The sequence below is a fragment of the Bacteroides sp. 14(A) genome (assembly GCF_000526555.1).
Classification (GTDB): Bacteria; Bacteroidota; Bacteroidia; order Bacteroidales; family Bacteroidaceae; genus Bacteroides; species Bacteroides cellulosilyticus.
In genome coordinates, this window is the sequence record NZ_JAGH01000002.1 from 471,305 (window position 1) to 492,814 (window position 21,510).

General features: G+C 43.5%; 11 protein-coding genes. 2 read left to right on the plus strand and 9 right to left on the minus strand.

Annotated elements, in window-relative coordinates; all coding sequences use genetic code 11:
- Nucleotides 1-26: 26 nt before the first annotated feature.
- Both K429_RS0109575 and K429_RS0109580 read right to left on the minus strand, forming a co-directional pair.
- Nucleotides 27-2,021: an ATP-binding protein gene (locus K429_RS0109575; RefSeq protein WP_026366750.1), complete on the minus strand. Its 1,995-nt coding sequence runs from the start codon at nucleotides 2,019-2,021 to the stop codon at nucleotides 27-29.
- A 271-nt stretch (nucleotides 2,022-2,292) separates the two neighbouring features.
- The gene (locus K429_RS0109580; protein WP_026366751.1) at nucleotides 2,293-4,251 is read right to left on the minus strand and encodes a sialate O-acetylesterase; all 1,959 of its coding nucleotides are present in this window, start codon (nucleotides 4,249-4,251) and stop codon (nucleotides 2,293-2,295) included.
- Nucleotides 4,252-4,459: 208 nt separating this feature from the next.
- On the opposite strand from K429_RS0109580, the gene K429_RS0109585 reads away from it, so the two are divergent.
- A complete protein-coding gene (locus K429_RS0109585; RefSeq protein ID WP_026366752.1) occupies nucleotides 4,460-5,692 on the plus strand; it encodes a nucleoside recognition domain-containing protein in 1,233 nt (410 codons plus the stop codon).
- A gap of 19 nt (nucleotides 5,693-5,711) precedes the next feature.
- Nucleotides 5,712-6,122, plus strand: coding sequence for an rRNA maturation RNase YbeY (ybeY, locus tag K429_RS0109590; RefSeq protein WP_007211142.1), 411 nt, complete (start codon nucleotides 5,712-5,714; stop codon nucleotides 6,120-6,122).
- A 179-nt stretch (nucleotides 6,123-6,301) separates the two neighbouring features.
- Here ybeY and K429_RS0109595 read toward each other — a convergent pair whose 3' ends face one another.
- From K429_RS0109595 to K429_RS0109625, 7 genes are all read right to left on the minus strand, one after another.
- Nucleotides 6,302-8,323, minus strand: a complete 2,022-nt coding sequence (locus tag K429_RS0109595) for a hypothetical protein (RefSeq protein WP_026366753.1) — start codon at nucleotides 8,321-8,323, stop codon at nucleotides 6,302-6,304.
- A 22-nt stretch (nucleotides 8,324-8,345) separates the two neighbouring features.
- Complete coding sequence (locus tag K429_RS0109600) at nucleotides 8,346-9,272, minus strand: family 43 glycosylhydrolase (RefSeq protein ID WP_081750903.1); 927 nt, start codon at nucleotides 9,270-9,272, stop codon at nucleotides 8,346-8,348.
- 65 nt (nucleotides 9,273-9,337) lie between these two features.
- Nucleotides 9,338-10,369, minus strand: a complete 1,032-nt coding sequence (locus tag K429_RS0109605; RefSeq protein ID WP_007211145.1) for a family 43 glycosylhydrolase — start codon at nucleotides 10,367-10,369, stop codon at nucleotides 9,338-9,340.
- 8 nt (nucleotides 10,370-10,377) lie between these two features.
- Entirely contained in the window at nucleotides 10,378-12,198 is a 1,821-nt protein-coding gene (locus K429_RS0109610; protein WP_007211146.1) for a RagB/SusD family nutrient uptake outer membrane protein, read from the minus strand.
- Between the two features lie 34 nt (nucleotides 12,199-12,232).
- Nucleotides 12,233-15,355, minus strand: a complete 3,123-nt coding sequence (locus K429_RS0109615; protein WP_007211147.1) for a TonB-dependent receptor — start codon at nucleotides 15,353-15,355, stop codon at nucleotides 12,233-12,235.
- Between the two features lie 327 nt (nucleotides 15,356-15,682).
- A complete protein-coding gene (locus tag K429_RS0109620; protein WP_026366755.1) occupies nucleotides 15,683-18,436 on the minus strand; it encodes a trehalase family glycosidase in 2,754 nt (917 codons plus the stop codon).
- 299 nt (nucleotides 18,437-18,735) lie between these two features.
- Nucleotides 18,736-21,282, minus strand: a complete 2,547-nt coding sequence (locus tag K429_RS0109625; protein WP_026366756.1) for a glycoside hydrolase family 31 protein — start codon at nucleotides 21,280-21,282, stop codon at nucleotides 18,736-18,738.
- Nucleotides 21,283-21,510 lie beyond the last annotated feature (228 nt).

Consider the following 21,510-nt stretch of genomic DNA (forward strand, 5'->3'; position numbering starts at 1 on the left):
CAAAAATATCGCTTTTATTTTATTCTTCACATCGACACACAGAAAATAACACGGGTGCCTTGAGTGTACCCTTTATCAATCCTCAGGTAGCCACCCAGCCTTTCGGCAACAATACGACAAATGGACAAACCGAGCCCTGCTCCCTGACTAAAGTTATCCAACTTCACAAAGCGCTCAAAAACACGTTCCTGTTCCTCAACGGGAATACCGATTCCGGTATCTGTAACCGTGAAAATCAATTGATTCTCTTCTTTCTTAACCTCATAGGTTAATGTAACGGAACCCACATGAGTGAACTTCGATGCATTGCCCAACAGGTTATCAAGTACCTGCACTATATAACTATAATTACTGTTTATGATCAGCTCGTCACAGGCAGGTTCAAAAATGAGCTTTACGCCCGGATCGAAAGATGCCCCCGCCGCATCTATCGAAGCCTGACAACAGGCATTGACATCAACAGCATTATGCTTGATTTCAACTTCACTGTCGAGAATGGAAATATCAAGGATATCACCTACCAACTTCAGCAATAACTTGCTGTTACTCTCAATCAATGCAACATACTGCCCGATGTCTTCCTTTTCATCAAGCATATCAACCAATACCCCGGAGAACCCGACAATGGAGTTAAGCGGAGTACGGATTTCATGGGACATATTCTGAATGAACATTGTTTTCAACCAATTGCTCTGTTCAGCAACTTCCTTGGCTTTGCGCAGTTCCTCCTCGGCTTTGATTAATGTACGATTCTGCTCATCCAGCTTATTTTTTGCCCGATGCAACTTTGCATTGAGTTTTCTCTGTTGCCACAAAAAGATAACGACGATACATAAAAGACCTAGTACAGAGAATAAAATAGTCCGGGTATTTTGCAGTTGTTTCTTCTGAGAAATCTTTTCCAACCGTACCTTCTCAGCATTGAGCTGTTGCAAGTTCAACATGGTAGCAAACTCACTGGTAGTGATTTCTTCATTCCTTTCTTTCTCCTTCTTCTGTTCCAACAGGAAATCGCGGTACAGCCCGGCTGCTTCTTCTTTACGATTCATATCCCAAAGAATATCCGCCTTTGTTTTTCTCAATGCCATCAAAGTTGTCAGATTGTTTTTCTTCCTCAATTCGGTTTCCCGTTCATCCAATACACTAAGAGCCTTATTATAGTTGCCCACCCTCCAGTTATAATCAATCTCTACATCATACAAATAGTGTATATGACGTTTCATTGAAGGTTCTCCCATATACATTTGTCTACACTCCTCCAATGCCTTGCGGGCAGCTGCTGTATCTCCTTGCGCAAGATAGAGTGATACATAAACCAGCTTGGCCGTCACTTCATGATAAGTAGACCTAGAAGTTTTGAGTGCCTTTTTAAGCAATTCGGGAGCTTTTTCTGCTTCGCCCAGATCAATGTATATCTTTGCGGCATCACTATACTGGCAGGATATATTATATCTAAAGACATTGGCATTCTCAAAAATATCAATCTCTTTAAGCATAAACTCCTGAGATTTTTTTACTAAACCTTTAGCCGTATACACATTGGCCAATGCATAATAACACTCAGCAATACTTCCCTGCTTTTTCTCACCTTTGGCCTCCTGCAACATCTTTTCAGCTTCAAGAAGAGCAATGTTATATTCTCCCTGTATAATATAATAGTTAACCAACCTCGCAGCCCATGCCCAGTAGTAAAGTTCAGCGTTACCGACACTTCTGGCATATTGTTTTAAGCGATTTACTCCGGCTATGATGCTATCCGTGCGGTTCTCGCCCTGTCCGTAATAGTAATAGTCTACCTTGGCTCCCAAAGCTATCTTAGCCATCACCGTATCATTGCACCTGATTGCCATATCAAATAATGTATCCGATGCTGTCAGAACAATGGGATCAGTCGGATCATTAAAATACTGTTTATAGTAAGCACGCATGCTTTTAATATCGATAGAATCTATCTTTTGAGGTGAAATAGTTCCTACAACCAAATGCAAAAGAACACAGGCAAGAATCGTTTTTTTCAGCATAAGTTATTTGTCTGTTGTATGTTATACGATGATAAAGATATATTTTATCTATGAAATAAAACATCCCCCTATCTCACAAGACAGACCAATTGATGATTTTTACCTTTTTATTGCATATAATAAGCATTATTTAGAATAACAACAGCCAATAAGTAAGCAAACGTTCGTCTTCACAGTATCTATCGCCAAGTGGCATCAAAAAGAACTCCGCTTATTATCAATAATTTACAATTGATAATAAGCGGAGCCGCCATACAACCAAACGCACTGATTATTTCTGCGTCACCCCTTTCCAATCATCCGTACGGAAAGGTGAAGCCGGGAGACCGGCACCATTATATAAGTTACAAACCGGATTGTTGGCCCATGCATAGCGCACAGCAACCGGATACGGTACTTCGGGAGAACTCACCACAATCTTATCACCCTGTATTTCTGCCTTCGCCCAATGGAATTTATGATCACGACCGGCAATGGCAAAGCCTTGCAATGCTTTCCCATCACTACTCTTTAAGCCACCATCTGTATGATCAAAAGAAAGGATAATCTTATCGCCGTCCACCTGATAGGAACGATAAACGGGACCGGAATAAGGTATTTGTTCTCCATACGTATTAGCACGGGCTACCAACGCCAAGCGATGTCCAACGGCCTGTTTATCTTTCGGGTGGATGTCATTGGCATCGCCCTTATCGATGATTACAGCCATTCCGGTATTTGCTACCGACAATGTGCGCGCTTGTGCTTCGCGGAGTTCCGCCCAGTCAGAATCAACGGGGTTGGGAGACACTTGCATGAAGTTGGCTAACTGCACAAAATAGAAAGGAAAATCCTGTCCCCAGTCCTTACGCCAATTCTCGATAACCAGCGGGAAAAGTTCACGATACTGATAGGCACGGGAAGCATTGTTTTCCCCCTGGTACCAGATAGCACCACGGATACTGTAAGGCACCAATGGATGGATCATAGCATTGTATAAAGATGTCGGCAGATTGGGGTCCTCGGACATATCCTTCGGAAACATACCCTCTTTCCGGGCATCGGCCGCTATCTGATATTTCCATTCACCGGCCAGACTAATTTGTTCTCCATTGTCTGAACGGAGATAAAGTTCATCCGGCATACCACAACCACCACCTGTATCTGTCACACGGATAGCCAATGTAAGCGGTCCTGCTTTCACCAGCTTACCTGGAACGGTATAATTGCGTTGAACAGAATAACCATCGGTACGGCCCACTTCCCGACCATTCCAATACGTTATATCATTATCATCAATAGCCCCTAAAACTAACTGCACTTTCTTACCTGCCCAGGATGCAGGAATATCAACAGTGCGGCGAAGCCAGATCAGTCCGTCAAAATCACCAAGCCCTTGCTGGTCCACCATTCCGGGGAAGTTCAGCTTGCCCCAAGCCTTATCATCCAAAGAAACCTCAGCCCGTACCGGTTTCCCGGCAGCAAAACCTTCATCAACACGATTGTTCCAAGCTTCCAAAGCTTTCAAATAGTCCGCTTTCATCGCAGCTTTATCAGGCATTGCACGAATATCTTCCACTACTTTACTGAAGTCCGGCATTTCTTGCAACACCTTCCCGCTTATCCAGGATTCTACATTGGTCCCTCCCCAGGAAGTATGAATCAACCCGACGGGTACATTCTGTTTTTCAGAGATTTCGCGACCAAAGAAATAGGCGGTAGCCGAGAATTCAGGAACGGTCAGGGGTGAGCATACCTGCCAGCCATTATCACGGATTTTGATATCCGTCTCCGGCTGCGTACTGGTAACATGTTCCACATGCAATAAACGAATATTGGGATGATTGGCTACGGCTATTTCTTTCTCATAATCCAGAACCTTGCCCCAACCTTTCAGCGGCATTTCCATATTGGATTGTCCGGAACAGATCCATACCTCCCCAATCATTACGTTCTTCAACACCAGTTTCTGACCATCGGTCAGTGTAAGCTCATACGGGCCACCCGCTTCAGGAGTACGAACGGAAAGCTTCCATCGCCCTTCCTTATCAGCCAGTGTTTCATACGTCTTCCCATCCCAGGAAGTGGTTACTTTTACCGCTTTCATCGGTTTTGCCTCACCCCATATAGGGGCATCCGCCTGTTGCTGCAACACCATGTTATCCGAAAACATCGGCGGCAACACAACCTTGGCCGAGATTGTACCGGATAACAACAGCAAAGCTGCAACTAACATACATTTGTTTTTCATATCAGTTAATTATTTTATGAGAGTCCGGAGTTAGTAACCTCTTTAACTCCTTCTCCCTCTAATTCCGTCGCAATATCAGAAAGCAAAGATAGCCAGAATTTCATATTCGAAATAGTGTTATTGCCCTAATAAATGCAATAATCTTTCCATTTATCACGCTAAATAGAAAGATATTCCTACTTTTGCACGAAAATCAACGCGTTATTTTATGGTTTTAAATTACATTTGGGTAGCATTCTTCGTAATTGCTTTCATTGTGGCACTCATCAAGCTCCTGTTTATGGGCAACACAGAAATCTTTACGGAGCTTGTCAATTCAACATTCACTTCCTCGAAAACAGCCTTCGAAATATCGCTGGGCCTGACGGGTATCCTTTCTCTATGGCTGGGCATTATGAAGATCGGCGAGCAAAGCGGCATGATTAACGCATTATCCCGCTGGCTGAGTCCGGTGTTCTGCCGTCTTTTCCCCGAAATCCCCAAAGGCCACCCTGCCATGGGTTCTATCTTTATGAACCTCTCCGCCAATATGTTGGGACTGGACAATGCCGCTACACCAATGGGATTGAAAGCTATGAAGGAGCTGCAAGAACTGAACCCTCAGAAGGATACGGCAACCAATCCGATGGTCATGTTTCTGGTGCTCAATACTTCCGGGCTGATCCTGATTCCTATCAGCATCATGATGTATCGCGCTCAGATGGGCGCTGCACAGCCTACCGATATATTCATTCCCATACTGATCACATCAGCCGTTTCCACCCTTGTAGGAGTGATTGCTGTCAGCATTGCTCAACGCATCAATCTGATCAATAAGCCCATCCTTATCCTCATCGGTTGCATCAGCCTTTTCTTTGCTGGACTTATTTACTTGTTTATACAACTCGGTCGTGAAGAAATCGGTACATATTCCACATTGATTGCCAACGTTATCCTGTTCAGTATCATTCTTTTGTTCATTATCTGGGGATTATGGAAGAAAATCAATGTATATGATGCCTTCGTAGAAGGTGCCAAAGAAGGCTTTACCACGGCCGTGCGCATCATTCCATATCTGGTAGCGTTTCTGGTGGGTATTGCCGTATTCCGCACTTCCGGTGCGATGGATATGTTAGTAAGCGGCATCGGTTACATAGTGGGATTGTTTGGCGTAGATACCAGTTTTGTAGGCGCCTTACCAACCGCACTGATGAAATCGTTGAGTGGCAGCGGTGCCAACGGATTGATGATTGACACCATGAAGGAATATGGTGCAGATTCTTTTGTAGGACGAATGAGTTGCGTAGCCCGTGGTGCTTCGGACACCACTTTCTATATCCTGGCTGTTTACTTCGGAAGCGTGGGTATTACTAAAACGCGTAATGCCGTCACCTGCGGACTGATAGCGGACTTTGCAGGTATCATCGCCGCCATCATCATCAGCTATCTGTTTTTCTTTTAACTTTTAATTATTAATTGATATGATTTCCTATCAGACAGACGGTGTAGAAATGCCCGCCATCAAAAAAAGCCAAACCACAGAATGGATTAAAGCCGTTGCTGCCACTTACAAGAAAAGAGTCGGTGAAATCGCCTATATTTTCTGTTCTGACGAGAAAATACTTGAGGTAAACCGCCAGTATCTGCAACATGATTACTACACGGATATCATCACTTTTGATTATTGCGAGGGCAATCGCCTCAGTGGAGATTTATTTATCAGCCTCGACACGGTACGTACAAATGCAGAGCAGTTCGGCAGTGACTATGAAACGGAGTTACACCGGGTTATTATCCACGGTATTCTGCATCTTTGCGGTATTAATGATAAAGGACCGGGAGAACGGGAGATTATGGAGGCAGCAGAGAATAAAGCGCTGGCTATGCGATGAAGAAACGAAAGAAAGTAGCTGTTTAGAGCATCTATAGATGGGATGCGCAGGATATATAGATGGGACACGCAGGACATATAGATCGGACGTATAGGATATATAGATCGGATATGCAGGATATATAGATGCAACGTACATGAGATTATGACTCATGCACGTTGTATTTTATATCCATCTTTTTATTTCAATAAGAACTTCTCCGCACGTCCCGGAGAAAAGAGTTCCCACAGGGAAGCAACTGTCCAGCCCGGAGCAAAGATATTATTATAATATCCCTTTCCATTGCGACCATAATCCCAGTTGGTGTGCTGAACAACTTCGGGATAAAAGCCCACTTTAGCCACACCACACATGTGTCCTTCGTACGGTAACAATTGACGCATAGAGGTAGAAATCACTTGGGCAAAGTCAGAGAAACGAGGTTCATCGTATTCTTTCGAAAGCCAATTCAATACATCGGCAAATTCAAAAACAAACACATCTATGTGGTTATTCTCCACCGATACATTTCCCCAGCCACGAGTTTTCAGGCCGATATCACCCAGCATCTGTCCTTCGGCAAAAGGAACGTCCCAGGTATAATACCAGGATAAAGCAAAATAAGCTGCTTTCTTCGACAGTTCTGCATAATGCGTACGCTCCGCCCCTTTAGTAACCAGCGCCAGATAATATGTAGCAGTAGCGGCATACAGAGAAGCTTCTTTATCCTCACAGTTTGCATCCAGGGTTGAAGAGAAGAAATCCGCCTTAGATATAAGTTCTTTCTCCAGATAGCCCACCGTACGTTTCGCACTCTCCAGATAACGTTTATCCTTGAAATACTTATAAGCCATCACCAAAGGCAAGGTAGCTGAAGGGGTGCTTCCACCCGTTCCATCTACAATAGAGAAGTCATCCTTAAACTTACGCGGGAAGCTACCATCCTCATTCTGCAAACGCAGGAAGCTATCCAAAATTCCTTTGATACGCTTCTCCCACTCAGGATGTTTGCGCTTCTGCTGCTTTTCGTAAGTCAGATAATTCAGCACGGCATACACACCCTCTGATTGGCGGCGGATACTGTGCTTGGATTCTTTAAAGCCACGATTATAATGTACCACCTCATTGAAAAAGCCTGCCGAAGAGAAACCGTTCTGAAGATACGTATCAAAAACACTGTTGGCACTATTCATCAATTCCTGGCGGTTCTGTAACGCACCATATTCCAGTGCATTGAAAGCATTGAGCAACGTACGTCCCACAAATCCGATTTCAGCAACATCCACATGATCGCAAGTAGCCGTTTTCAGTTCCACGCCGGAATAGTAATGAGTAGGCGTATTGTCCACATAACTTTCCACAAAGAAATTACTGAGTACTTCTTTCATTCTGTCCACCGTATAAGGTGTATCGACAGGCTGCGGACGGTTCGTGTCATAACAATACTCCCAAGTACGCTGCACGCACTCAGAAAAATCAGCGGCATCTATTTCCGCCAACTCCCAGGTCAGAGTAATGCTGTCTCCTTTGCGAAGCAACTGAAAAGCCTCAACAGAAGGAGCTAAAGTCAATTTACGAATATAAGTTTTCGGAGCTTCCCGATATGGAAAACCATAAGAAAGCACAGTCATACCTCCCACATTTTCAAATCCGGTATAGCCTATGGATGTTTCTCCGGACACAATGACCTCTCCTTCTTTGTGAGTGGCCAGCGCCTCCTTGTCAAACTTATCAATGCGGACAACCGACATTGACTTACCATTTGCAGAGTTGAAAGCTGCTGTAAGTGGAGTGCTCAAACGGTCCTCGCGCACCAACCAACTATCCGAAGTATGGAATGAAGGCGCCTCTTTGGGCGAACGCAGGTTACGACGATACCAGAAACCGGGCATATAGAACTGACAGTCATCATGCTTATAACCGGTTTTTATCTGCTCTCCATAATTGAAATACACATTCTCCAAGGCTTTGATGACAACATTGATGCGTTGTTTTCCATCTTTCTCCGTAACCTGACGGGTAATGACCAGCGGCAGATTTTCGGAAGGCTGACAATCGTACACACCATCCTGCACTTTCCGGAGAGTTAATGAATAGTGTTTGGCATCATTTCCCGGAACTTTTAAAGATACAGAAACATTCTCAGGAGTATAGTTTGCCGCTCCAATATTTGCAATGCCCGCAGAAAGCATTATCCCTAAAAACAATCTTTTTAACCTCATATTCAATCTTCATTTTACTATTTTACAATACAGGTCTTTCGGATTCTGATGACGGAGAATTGCCAGACACGGATGGCCACCCGTCTTTCCAATCAACCTTATCTAGCATCAACACACGGCCTCCGGGATTCTTGGTACTCACTGCATGATAAAACACCCAGTCATTACCCGCCTTATCCGTTACAATCTCTGAGTTATGTCCGGTACCTACAAAAGCCTCATTCTTGTGAATCAGTATTTCATGGTGGTTATCCAGCATCTTCTTACCATTTTTATCCACATAAGGTCCAAAAAGTTTCTTCGAACGACCTACAACCGTAGTATAAGTACTTTTCAATCCTTCACAGCAAGTTCCTATAGATGCAAAGAAATAATAATAACCATCTTTTTTATGAATATATGTTCCTTCATAGGCTGTTCCTGCCACCTGGCGGAGCTTGGCACCTTTCCTAACAGAAAGTCCGTCATCCGACAGTTCAATGCCGTAAATTCCCCGGAAACTACCCCAAAAGAGATATTTCTTTCCTCCATCCTCTATATAGAAAGGATCAATGGAATTCTGTACATTGATTTCATTGCTGCGGAACATCTTTCCATGATCTGTAAAAGGACCTTCGGGCTTATCGGCAGTGGCACATCCGATACCACAGGTCCATTCGCCACCCCAGACAGACATGGAATAATAAAGCACGTATTTATCACCTATTTTATTGATATCAGGAGCCCAGAGTCCTCCTTTAGGTTCAAAATCCGGACGAGTGCCTTTGGTAAAAGCAGTACCCACATACTCCCACTCCACCAAGTCTTTTGAACGATGGATAGGCAAGTTTCGGATATCTTCGGTGGCATACAGGTAATAATAACCATCTTCCCCTTTGATAACAGAGGGATCGGGCAGGCTATAATTTACAACCGGATTCTGATAGTTTTTGACGGGCCCTTGCGCCATAAGCAAACAGCTTATGGCGACAAAGGCTCCGATTAACAATATTTTCTGCATATATTCACTATTACTTATTTACAAACCGGAGCTTCTGCCTCGGTAGATGGACTATTACCGGCAATCACCGGCCAATCATTCTCCCAAACAATCCGGTCAATCATCAAATAGCGTCCTTTGCTCGGGGTGTGTCTGTCATAACTATGATATAGCATCCATTCATTACCCTCACTGTCCGTTACGATTTCCGAGTTATGCCCCGGTCCTACAAAACGATCATTGGCTCTGATCAGCACTTCATATTTATTGTCCAGCATTGATTCTCCGTTCTTATTCACATACGGGCCTAAGAAAGAAGTGGAACGGCCAACAACCGTAGTATAAGTACTCAACATAGAGTTACAGCATGAACCGACAGATGCAAACATGTAGTAATAATCGCCACGTTTATGAATGTAAGGTGCTTCAAAAGCAGTACCCGCAACCTGCACTCTTTCTTTCTTGGCTGTTGCAATGTCAGGGTATACTCTCGTACCGTCTTCATTCAGCTTCACAGCATACAAACCGTTGAAACTACCCCAAACCAACCATTTCTGTCCATTGTCTTCAAAGTAGCAAGGGTCGATGGAGTTTCTTACATCAATTTCACTTGAAGTGAACAACTTTCCTTTTCCGTCTACCGATATATCCAATGTGAAAGGACCTTCGGGAGAGTCAGCCGAAGCAATACCGATACCGGCAGTTGCAGGCTTGCCCATGGCAGACATGGCAAAATACAAGATATATTTATCACCCACCTTTTCGATATCCGGTGCCCAGACTGCTGCACCCGATTCCGTAACAAACGTAGGTTTTGTTGCAAACATCTTGCCTCCGTCCGTCCAGTGAATCAAGTCTTCCGACTTACGGATTACAGATGTATTGGTGGCATATACATAGAATGAATGGTCATTCTCTTTCCAGACTGTAGGGTCAGCTGCGCTGTAATCAGTCAAGGGGTTTGAATAAGGATTCTTATAGTTTGCTGTTCCCTTATTATCGTCGTCCGAGCAGGATGCCAAGGCTCCTGTCAGAGCCAAGGCAAACAATATATATTTACTTCTCATATATTATCTTATTTATATCTTTGTTCAAGTTCTTCTACCGGGATATTATCTTCATAACCGTCGTAACCATAGTTCTGATTGATACGGCCTTGAGTGTTGGATTCTATGGCATTACGCGGAATGGGCCACAACACGTGATACGGCTTCATGATAAATGCATTGGTTGAATAATAATATTCTGTTGCAAAGAAATTATTCTTCTCCATCATGCGGTCATAATACCAGTTCTTTTCTGAAAAGTTATTGAGTGAATATCCATCTATACCCTTTTCTGCTTTCAGGAAGGCAATACGAGTCAACTCAGTCTTACGATGGTCTTCCAGGAACAATTCTCTGGCTCTTTCATCCAGGATATCTTCCAGTGTAACGGATGAGAGTTCCGGTGCATTCACACGGCGACGGATTGTATTCACATCCTCAGTAGCCAGATCGTTCTTGCCTAACCACCAGTAAGCCTCAGCTCTATTCAAGTAAGTTTCGGCAAGGCGGAAGATATACTGGTCTGTGAAACCACCTACAGGTACTTTACCTCCTGCATTCGGATCATCCTTATCAATCAGAACCTTCACAATCGGGAAAGAGAAATAACAGCGCATGGTATCGGTGCAGTAAGCAGGATTAACCGGTTGACCGAAGTAAGCGGCACTACCACCCTTTGAAGCTGGCAGATTGTATTTGATACGTGACTTATCATACCAGTTATTGGAATTATGACGCATATCATCTCCACAATCCTTCCACAACTCATATTGTGCATAGTTGGTAGGACGTATCTTGGCAAGACCTCTACCCAGTTCTTCCAACTGTTCGTATCCATCATAAATGCCTGATGCATCAGTCGTTCCGTTCTTTCCGTCCGGTGTCTTCATTTTGCTTCCGGCATGCCACTGCGGCACGAAGTTACGCTTACGTTTTGAACCACTTGGAGAAGAACATCCGTCCAGACCGTAGATTTCCTGACCGATCATAATGCCTTCTTTGTTCTCAACAATACTGATATTCTCTTCCTGGAATAGGTCGTTGTATACGTCCTTACTCTTATCATCCATATTGATACCGAAGCGTTCGGTCATCAGACGCAATCCATAATCATTGATACAACGAGTTGTTGCATCTACCGCCTGTTGGAAGTCACCGGTAGCCAGACATATCTTAGCCAGTAAATGTTCACCTGCGGCTCTGCTCACAGCACCACGGATTACTTCTTTAGGTAACCATTGTACAGCATATTCCATATCTTTCTTGATATTCGCCAAGATAGTTTTGCGGGAAACGGTATTAAAGTCCAGTTTTGCACCGGTAATTTCTTCTCCGATCCAAGGTACATCTCCAAATTGGTTAGTCAGCAGATAATACCAATAAGCGCGATGGAAATATCCTTCTGCTAAACAAGCGTTTCTGTCTTCTTCCGAAGCCATACCGTCAGCTTCAGGAGCACGGGTAATAACCGTATTGGCATACTTGATACCGTTCCAGCCGAAAACCCAGTAACGAAGGTGCAGATACATATTGGTGGTAGGGGTCAGCTGAGTCACCATATTGTGGATTTCCTTCGTTTCAGGACCTCCCATAACAGCCAAGTCAGACCAAGCATATTCATATACAGAATAGGTTTCACAGTTTCCAGAGTTGAAAGCGTCTCCAAACCATTCAAAATTCATCTGTTTACGGCAGAGGCGAAGCATGGTTTCCAAACCTGCTTTATCAACAAAAGTGTTCTCCGGTGTCAGGAACGACATCGCCTTCGGTTCAAGATCAACACAAGCAGAAAGACTGGCAGCTATCAGGCAAGTTGCCAGACCTTTTAGTATATATTTCTTTGTTTTCATTTGAATATCTTTATTTAATTATCGTTCTATCAGATTATAAGGTAATGTCTACACCAAATGTCCAGATGCGTGGAGTAATGGCCTTAGTCAAAGGATCAGAAGTTCTCCATTTAGAAATAACGAATGCGTTATCCACATTAATACTGAATCTTAGATTATCAATCATAAACTTGTTGATCAACTTCTTCGGGAATGTATAAGACAATGCCATATTCTGCATTCTTACGTAGTTTCTCTTTTCGTAAATGTTCACACCCGGGCTATCGATGTTTGCACCCAAACGGGCATATTTGCTATTCGGATTCCATGGTGTCCAATACTCGGTCCAAACAGAGTTTGAAGTATTGTAGTAACGGTTAGTTTCGTTTCTCGGCAGGTTATCAATATCCATCCAACCGAATTCTCCACGCAGTACAAAAGAGAAATTGATGCATTTGAACAAATTCAGGTCACTGCTCAACGTCATACGATGCTTCGGAGTTTTTGTACCCAACCAGAGCTTATCGTCATCATTGATCTTACCATCGTTATTAACATCCAGTAGTCTCGGGTCACCCGGTTGCTTACCATATTTTGCAGCTTCCAATTCTTCACCCAGTTGCCATACGCCAATCCACTTATAATCATAGATTTCATCAATAGCATGTCCGATATACCAACCGTTCTGTACATCATCGTCTTCACGCTGACCGATAACATTACCATCGGCATCCAGCACATCAATCATATCGCCGTACAGGTGTTTGATTTCATTCTTATTAGTAGAATAAGTGAAGGTGGTATTCCAACGTACATTAGAAGTATTGATATTTACACTTGACAAAGTTAACTCAGCCCCCTGGTTAGCAATTTCTCCCAGGTTAGAAGCGATCTTACCATATCCTGAGATTTCAGGCATAGCACGGTCCATCAACAAGTCATTCGTCTTATTCTTATAAAGTTCTACAGAACCGCTCAGTCTGTTTTTGAACAATCCAAAGTCAACACCGAAGTTGAACCCGGTAGTAGTTTCCCATTTCAAGTCTCTGTTAGCCAAACTTGAAGGATATACACCTTTATAGTTTACCCCATCCTGAATAACGTTGGTAATAGTTAATCTTGAGAAAGCAGCATAACGGCCGATGTCACGATTACCGGTTTGTCCCCAGGAAAGACGCAACTTCAGGTTGTTAATCCATTCAACATCCTTCAAGAACTTCTCTTCTGATATACGCCATCCGGCAGCAACTGTAGAAAATACACCGAAAGGATTATTCTGTCCGAAAGCTGAGAAACCGTCACGACGTACAGAACCTGTCAGCAAATAACGGTCCATCAAAGAGTAATTCAAGCGCCACAACAAACCATTACCAGTCTGCATTTCGTCATTTGCACTGACAGTAGGAGTTATACCGGCCTGAATACCATGATAACTCAGTGCGCCATTCGGCTGGAAACCTTCATTGTTTCCCGTACTTTGCCAGTTCTGATATTTTTCAGCAGTATATACAAAAGTGAAGTCGAAATTATGTATATTAGCAAATGTACGGTTCCATTTCAACATGTTATCAATGCTCCATTCATAGTCTGAATAGTCCACACGTTTTGCTTTACCACCTGCTACTACACCCGGCTTGATATCAGAATCAAAATAGTAATCCTTTCTCCAGCCGTAACGCACATTGAAAGTTGTCTGCCAGGTAAATCCAAAAGGAAGAGTTAACTTACCATAAACGCTTGAATTAAACGTCTGCGTTCTGTAGTATTTTTCGTCCACTGAACGGTTCAGTAATGGGTTGGCAATACGGTTGTCATCCCAAGGTCTAACCTTGATACTTCCATCAGCCTCATAAACGTCTCCAAAGGGGCTGGCTGCTTTAGCCGCGCCCGTATCTGCCTTAATATCATCCGAGCCTTTATGAACGAACTGCGCATTCAAACCAATATTCAACCATTTCGTAATCTCAGTATCCAAATTCACACGCGATCTTGAAGCACGGAATTGATCACCTACTACGATACCATCATTATTAGTATAACCCAACGACACATAATAGTTGGTTCTTGCCGTCTTACCGGAAACAGAGGCATTGTAATCCTGTCTCAAACCATTCTGATAAACTAGGTCCATCCAGTCAACGAATTTACCGGCTTTATAGTTGTTAACCTCAATAGGATTGAATTCCAGTCGTTGCATCCAGGTTTCAATATAATCACCGGAGAAAGAGCTGTCATAGCTTGCCCATTGTTCACGAGAAACGCCATCGGGCAGACTATTGGGATTATCATAATATCCCAAACCATGCTGTTGTTCGCCCGGCTTAAAGTAATCAATTGTTTTGAAGTAATCAACACGTCTCTGCATATACTGTTCAGCAGTAGGCATCTCCGGCATAAAAGTAGCTTGTGAAACACCTATTTTTGTACTTACGTTGATAATGGGCTTCTCGGAAGAACCTCTCTTGGTATTGATAAGAATAACACCTGCCGATCCTTTGGAACCGTAAATAGCAGTAGAGCTGGCATCCTTCAGGATATCCATACTTTCAATGTCATTCGGATTAATATCATCAATGTTACCATAGAATACCACACCATCCAAAACAATCAAAGGAGAAGTACTGGCCTTCAACGATTGTTTACCACGGATCAGAAGCCCGGAGGCGCCGCCACCTGCATCAGTAGAAGGAGTGATGTGCACACCGGGAACCGTACCAACCAGGAAGTCAAGAGCATTTGTTGCAGCTCTATTCTTTGTCACTTCCTCGCCAACGTGTGCCACGGCACCTGTTACATCCTTTCTTTTCATCGTACCATAACCCACCACAACAACTTCATCCAGCAACTTAGAATCTTCCACTAATGTAACGTTCAGAGTTCTTGCATTGGCATCAATCGTTTTTTCTACCGTTTGGTAACCAATGAATGAGAATACTAAAGTAGATTTTTGCGCAGGAACGTTCAATGAATACTTACCATCTAAATCGGTAATAGTACCCAAAGCAGCATTACCCTTTACAGTAACGTTTACACCGATTACTGTTTCGCCTGTGGCATCTTTAACGACACCCGTAACGATTCTGCCCGATTGGGCTTGAGCATAAATTGTAGAAATCAGGAGGAGGAGTAACATCCTAACCCTTGCATCAAAAAAGCATTTTGAAATTTTCTGCTTCATAATATTAAATTTTAAAAAAATGTAAAGACTTACTTGGCTTTAAAGCAAGACAAAAATAGATATTCAAATAAGCAATCAATAATACAGTTATCTCTAAAAAAAGAAAAAATGTCCCAAATCACGCGTTAGAAAGGTTTAAAGCAGCAATAGACACAATAATCTCAATTATAGGGACGTATCTATCATTTTATTCATAGGCTGTAAGCTGCGAAACTAGTCAATTTTATAAAGTTTCAGAATAACAACAAAGGCGTATCCTTAATAGAACACGCCTTTGTTCTAGAGATATCGAATCTGAAAGAAAATATGCCTCTCGCAGAAAATAATCTAATCAAGAGTTCGAACTTCAAGTTCCCCTGTTTTATTCGTAGCCGGCAGAGTTATTTCTAACATTCCTGCATGGCCAGACCTATACTGAACCGGCTTTCCGTTAAAGAATACTTCATATTGATGCCCTGCATCCATACAGACAATCATGCAACGCTCATGAGGTTTTGTCGAATCATCAAAAGAAAGTTCAGCCTTATATCTGGAATGATTCTCATTAAAATCACTCTTTGTAATCCATACCTCAAAACCGGTGGAGACTTTACCCGGCCTATAGTATGCTGCAAACCAATTTAATATAGGAGATGAAAGCCCCGAGAACTGGTGCCACCCTGCCCCTCTCCCCGACGAAATGATGAAATGCTCGAATGTGAAATAGCTTTCTTCACACTCCTTCTCCCAATTATCCAGAGCTGTATGTGCCACCCGGTAAGCCTCTTCCCCTTTACCCAAATCTAAAAGAGCCTTCCACATCATCCACTGATGGGGAAACCAGACAGCACCGTTCCAATATCCATCTTCTTTATAATAAGGAGCAGACTGATCGACCGTTGAGAGCCCGACTTTAGTCCACAGTTCGTCAGGAGAAAACAAATGTTCCATCAACCGGCCCACTTGAGCGGGAGAACAAATACCTGCTACCAAAGGGGTGACCCCATCCAGTCCCTTATTAAAATTAGATTGATCCTTATACCGGAAAATATCTGTCGCATTTCCCAGAGAATCATGGACTACATATCCGAAGTATCCGCTTTCTTCATCCCAAGAGTAATTTTGCAGGCCGTACGACAAGAGTTTGATGATCCGTTCATACGCCTTCACATCCTTTTTCAGCCCCAGTTCCTTCGCTGCCAGGCGCAGAATCTTCGCCGCCCGCAGATAATAAGCAGAGGTTACCACAGGAGTCACCGATTGATACTGCGATTTATTACCACGTAATGCATGTTGAGGCGGATAATCATCCCATCCACCGGAATTATAGAAATAATCCCAGGTACGAAGCAGACCGGAACCTGCCATTCGGGTAGGTGAATACGAATCAGCTCCGACCATAAAATCAAAATATTGTTTCAGCCTGGGATATAAGAATCTCAGTGCTTCCTGTGACAGGCTATTGTTCCACAAATCAGCATAAGCATACATCTGAATGGGTAACGGGGTACCGTGATGGATAAAAGCCGATTCACTCCCCACCGGAGTCGTATAAGCCTTGATACATTCGAAAGCCTTGACCGGGTCCACATCAATCAGTCCCAACGCAATGAAGCCGGAGTCCCAGGTATAAAGACTGTTCCAATTCTTACCCGGCGTAAAATGTCTGATGTATTCCTTCTGCGTATAAACCGGATATACGATATTCGACAAGAGTGAGGCTTGCAGCAAACGATTCCCCAGAAGATACTTCTCTCCGCCTGGCAACACCTGGTCTTCAGGTTTCGCTTTTTCCGCAGAACTGATCCGTGCGACCAGTTTATCCGGTGTCGAATGGAAATCTTGCAGTTCCTGCTTCACCTGTTCTTTATTCCCACTGCACACCAGCATGTAAATGGTCTGTTCCGAGTCAGGTTCCAGTACGATAGGGCGCAAAAAAGCATTGGCATAATGCCAGTTCCTGTCTCCAATCAGCCTTGAAGATACATGTTCATGTACCCTTCTACGGAAGAAAGACTCCAATTCACCGTTCAGTATCTCCCTCACTTCCGAATGTTGGTAGTTCCAGGCCACGCCATAATAGTTGTCACAATCCTTGTATTTCAGTATAAAATCCTGTTTGGTTTCTCCCACCTCCATTACAGGAGTGAAAGGAATCGGTGTACGGACCACATTTACTTTGTTTATACCGTCAACATCCCCTATAAAGAATCCATCCAGACTGATTGCAACAGTACTGCCCGAAACAAGTTCCAGTTTATATTCTCCGGCCTTCTTTCCATTATAAGGAACTGACAAGAAAGAGAATTCCCCCGTACCTTCCAATTCTACAGATTGTTCCACCAGTCCTTTCAGACACAGTACGGCACTCTCTCCTTTCTTCATCTTAAACCGGAGACCTATCGCCCCGTTTTCCTGCCCCGGAAGAATGTTTACCAGATAGCTCAACCGGTCACCTTTATTCCTGCCGAACCCTCTTCCCAGTATGGAACCATCGAGTGATGAAGTACTGCGCTCCTCATTCCGTTGCCATCCGTCATACACCAGTTTGTATTGAGGGGATTTACTGGCAGGTTCATTCTCAATATAGTCAATGGCATTATACCATTGCAGGCCGGACGTATCCGAAACCGCTACCTGCGGATATGTCTCAGGATAATCTATATATGCCATCTGATTCAATACCAGATTTTGAGGCATACTCGTATTGTTGACGCAATGTATCCCGACCAACGTACGGTTATCATCCAATATGTGATAGGTGACATCCGTATAAACCCGGTCTTTCCACTCCAGTTCATAGCGGTAAGTGATGCGGGTCATCTCCGGATTTATTTCCCACGGATAGTAGGATGATTCGAACAGGACATGCGGCACCAACTGACGGTTCCGGTAATACCCGGGCATCACCGAGAAGTCAAAACGTATCCCTTTACGCATATCAGGTATGTGCGAGATACCGGCATAGCGTTTTGAATAAGGCCCCCATGCATGCAATGATGCAATATCATGGCTATTGCCCGAAGAAGGCAAAGGAAAAACAGCTCCTGCACAGCAAAGGGTCATAATTGCGGTCAGAAATGTCATCAAGTATCGTTTCATCTATTACTATAGCTTTAGTATTCGGCACTATGTGCACTTTCATCATTAATTTACAGAATCATTTACAGCAATCCTACATTATGAAACAGTCGTTGCCTTAACCTATATCAGTCGTTACTTCATTGCCATTCACTCGTTACTTCATCCCTATTCAGTCGTTACCTCATTATAGAACACTTTTGCCTACTAATAATCAAAGAGTTGCAAAAGAAACAAAGAGTATTATCCAATTCCATAAATCCCAACAAGCAAACCACTGATACATCATTCAGTAACTCCTATTCCGGACATATCCGGAGTTACTTTTCACCCCAGCAAACGGATTGCAGGAACCATGTCGCTTGCTCGCTCTTCAAACCCTGCCGTTCCAATACCGAAGGCAATTCATGATAACTCTTCCAGAAATCAGCAATCAAAGCGGGCATTTCAGACGGAGCATACATCACAGCCTCATTCAGACTTCCCATTTTGCCGAACTCTTCTTTAAAGACAATATACGAATTACGATACTTCAGTTGTTCCATAGACCGGGCTATTCTTTTGGATGCCCCTAAAAGTCCGTTCATATCCACTTTCCCAGACGGATAAATGATCTTAATCACTTTTTCCTGGTTACAAGGCAATTCCGGCAAATCTACCAGTAATGCAAAGTCTTCAGCCGAATATCTGTATTCTGCCGGAACTCCATTTACCGTGACGGACTGGGGAAGCAGAGATGAAAGCACTTTCACCGTGAACGGACGGGCAAGAGGCATTTCTTTATAGCCACCTTCGCGCTTGCCGATAACAATCGTTTGCTCATTACCACTACGGGCAGAAGTCAGCTTAGTCACGGCATACTCGGATGCATAATTCTTATCATTTCCGTTATCTTCATACAAATTAAACGCCGCTGTACCGCTTCCACCGGGAAACACCGTCACCGCTATTTCTTCGTCATTATTGTTAAGGTTCATCACATTCTCCAAATACAAAGGAAGTATGGCACCCGCCTTTACATAAATTGGATATTCATCAATGGCGAAAGAGCGTTCTACAATCCGGTTACCTTCCAGTAAAGCTCCCGTATGCCATTCGTACCATTCTCCTTCCGGCAACCATACACGTACCTGTGCATAACCATCCTTGGCTGGAGTAGTGACCGGTGCAACCAGAACGTCATCTCCAAACATATACTCATTGCCAAAGTCGTAAGCTTCTTTGTTCTCCGGATAATCATAATACATCGGACGACAAAGAGACAATCCGTCGTCATACCCCTTACGAGCCATGGTATAGATATAAGGAGCCATCACATAGCGTTGGCGAATCGTTTCACGGATGATATCACAATATTCCTTGTCGAACACCCAAGGTTCTTTATTCAGCTTAGCCCCTTTCTGGGAGTGGGTACGCATAATCGGGCTTAATGCTCCGAATTGTAGCCAGCGGGTATACATTTCGGGATCTATCTGGCTACCGATATGCCCACCCAGGTCATGACTCCAATAGCCGTACAACACGTTGGAAGCTGTAGAATTGAAATAGGGTTGGAAATCAAGTGATTTCCATGAAATCACAGCATCACCCGAGAACCCTACCTGATAACGATGATTTCCCAATCCTCCCCAGCGGTGGTAAAGCATCGGACGTGTCTTCCGACGTTGCTCCATATCGCTGAAAAATGCATAGTTAATCCACCAGGTATTACTTAGATTCTTCATCTTTGAGTCGAACATTCCCTGCTGCCAGTCCAGCCACCAGAAGTCCACTCCGTCTTTTTCCATCGGAGCCAGGATATTCTTGAACATATTCTTCATGAACTTCTTATCTGAATTTATCCAAGGGATCGTCTGCTTTGTAGCCGGGTCTACACCCATGTCCTTAGCCATCTCCGGATATTTCTCTTCATAAGCGGCCACTCCGTCTGCCGGATGCAGGTTAAGTGTCACTTTCACGTTATTCTGTTTCAGGTATTTCAAGAAACCCTGAGGATTCGGAAATAAGTCCCTGTTCCAGGTCCAGCCTGTCCAGCCCCCCTTACCTTTCTCGGTATAATGCCAGTCCATATCTACCACTAACACGTCCAAAGGTATCTGATAAGTATGAAAATTATCAATCAGATTACGAAACTCTTTGTCAGAATACAGCCAATAACGCGACCACCAATAGCCAAATGCGTAACGGGGAGGCAACGGCATCTTACCAGCAAAAAGAGTATAGTCTTTCAAAGCCTGCTTATAGTCATGTCCGTAAGCCATGAAGTACCAGTCTTGCCCTTCATTAGCGGGGCGTTCCTTAGCCCAGTCCCAGTCCGGATCATTATCAAACAAAAGTCCGCGGGAATCGTCAATGAGCGACCAGCCATCAGTTGCCAACAGGCCGTCTTCCAGTTTCAGTTTATCCCCTTTCTTCGTATCAGACACCCAAGTTTGAGTCTGTGTATCACCGTCCATCCCATCAAGAGTGCGATATGTACCTTTCAGATTGCCTTTCTGTTGCATTCCAGGCTTCCAGGTGAAGGGGAATGCCCCCTTTACAGCTTCGATTATCAGATTATTGTTCGTAAACCGCCCACTGTCTTTTTTATAACGCATTTTCATCTTGGAGGTGGTTATTTCAATCCATGCCCCCCTTGTCTTCAGTTTGTAATCAACCTGCGGATATAAACGGTCTACTGCAATAAAAGACTTGTCGTCTACAAATTTTCCATCCGGAGCATACTCCAAACGGAGCGTTCCATCCGATATGACCGTAAACCGTACATTGTTATCAGTATAAGCAATATTCTGCTGTTCACCCTGCGCTCGCAGTGACAACAGGACACCCTGCAAAATGCAAAGGATAAGTATCAACTTCTTCATCATGGTACTATTGATTTTAAATGGTTTCTGAATTCGATATCTCTTTACGTAACATTAGACTATATGTAATATAACGACAACAAAAATAGGGAATTATATCAGTCTGACACCTTAAAAACGATTCAATAAATAGAAGATTCGTATCAAAACAAAAGATGTAGGATTCTATCGAATCCTACATCTTCCATTTAAGCAATTATATAGCAATACTTTTTAAGAATTTCCTGCTAT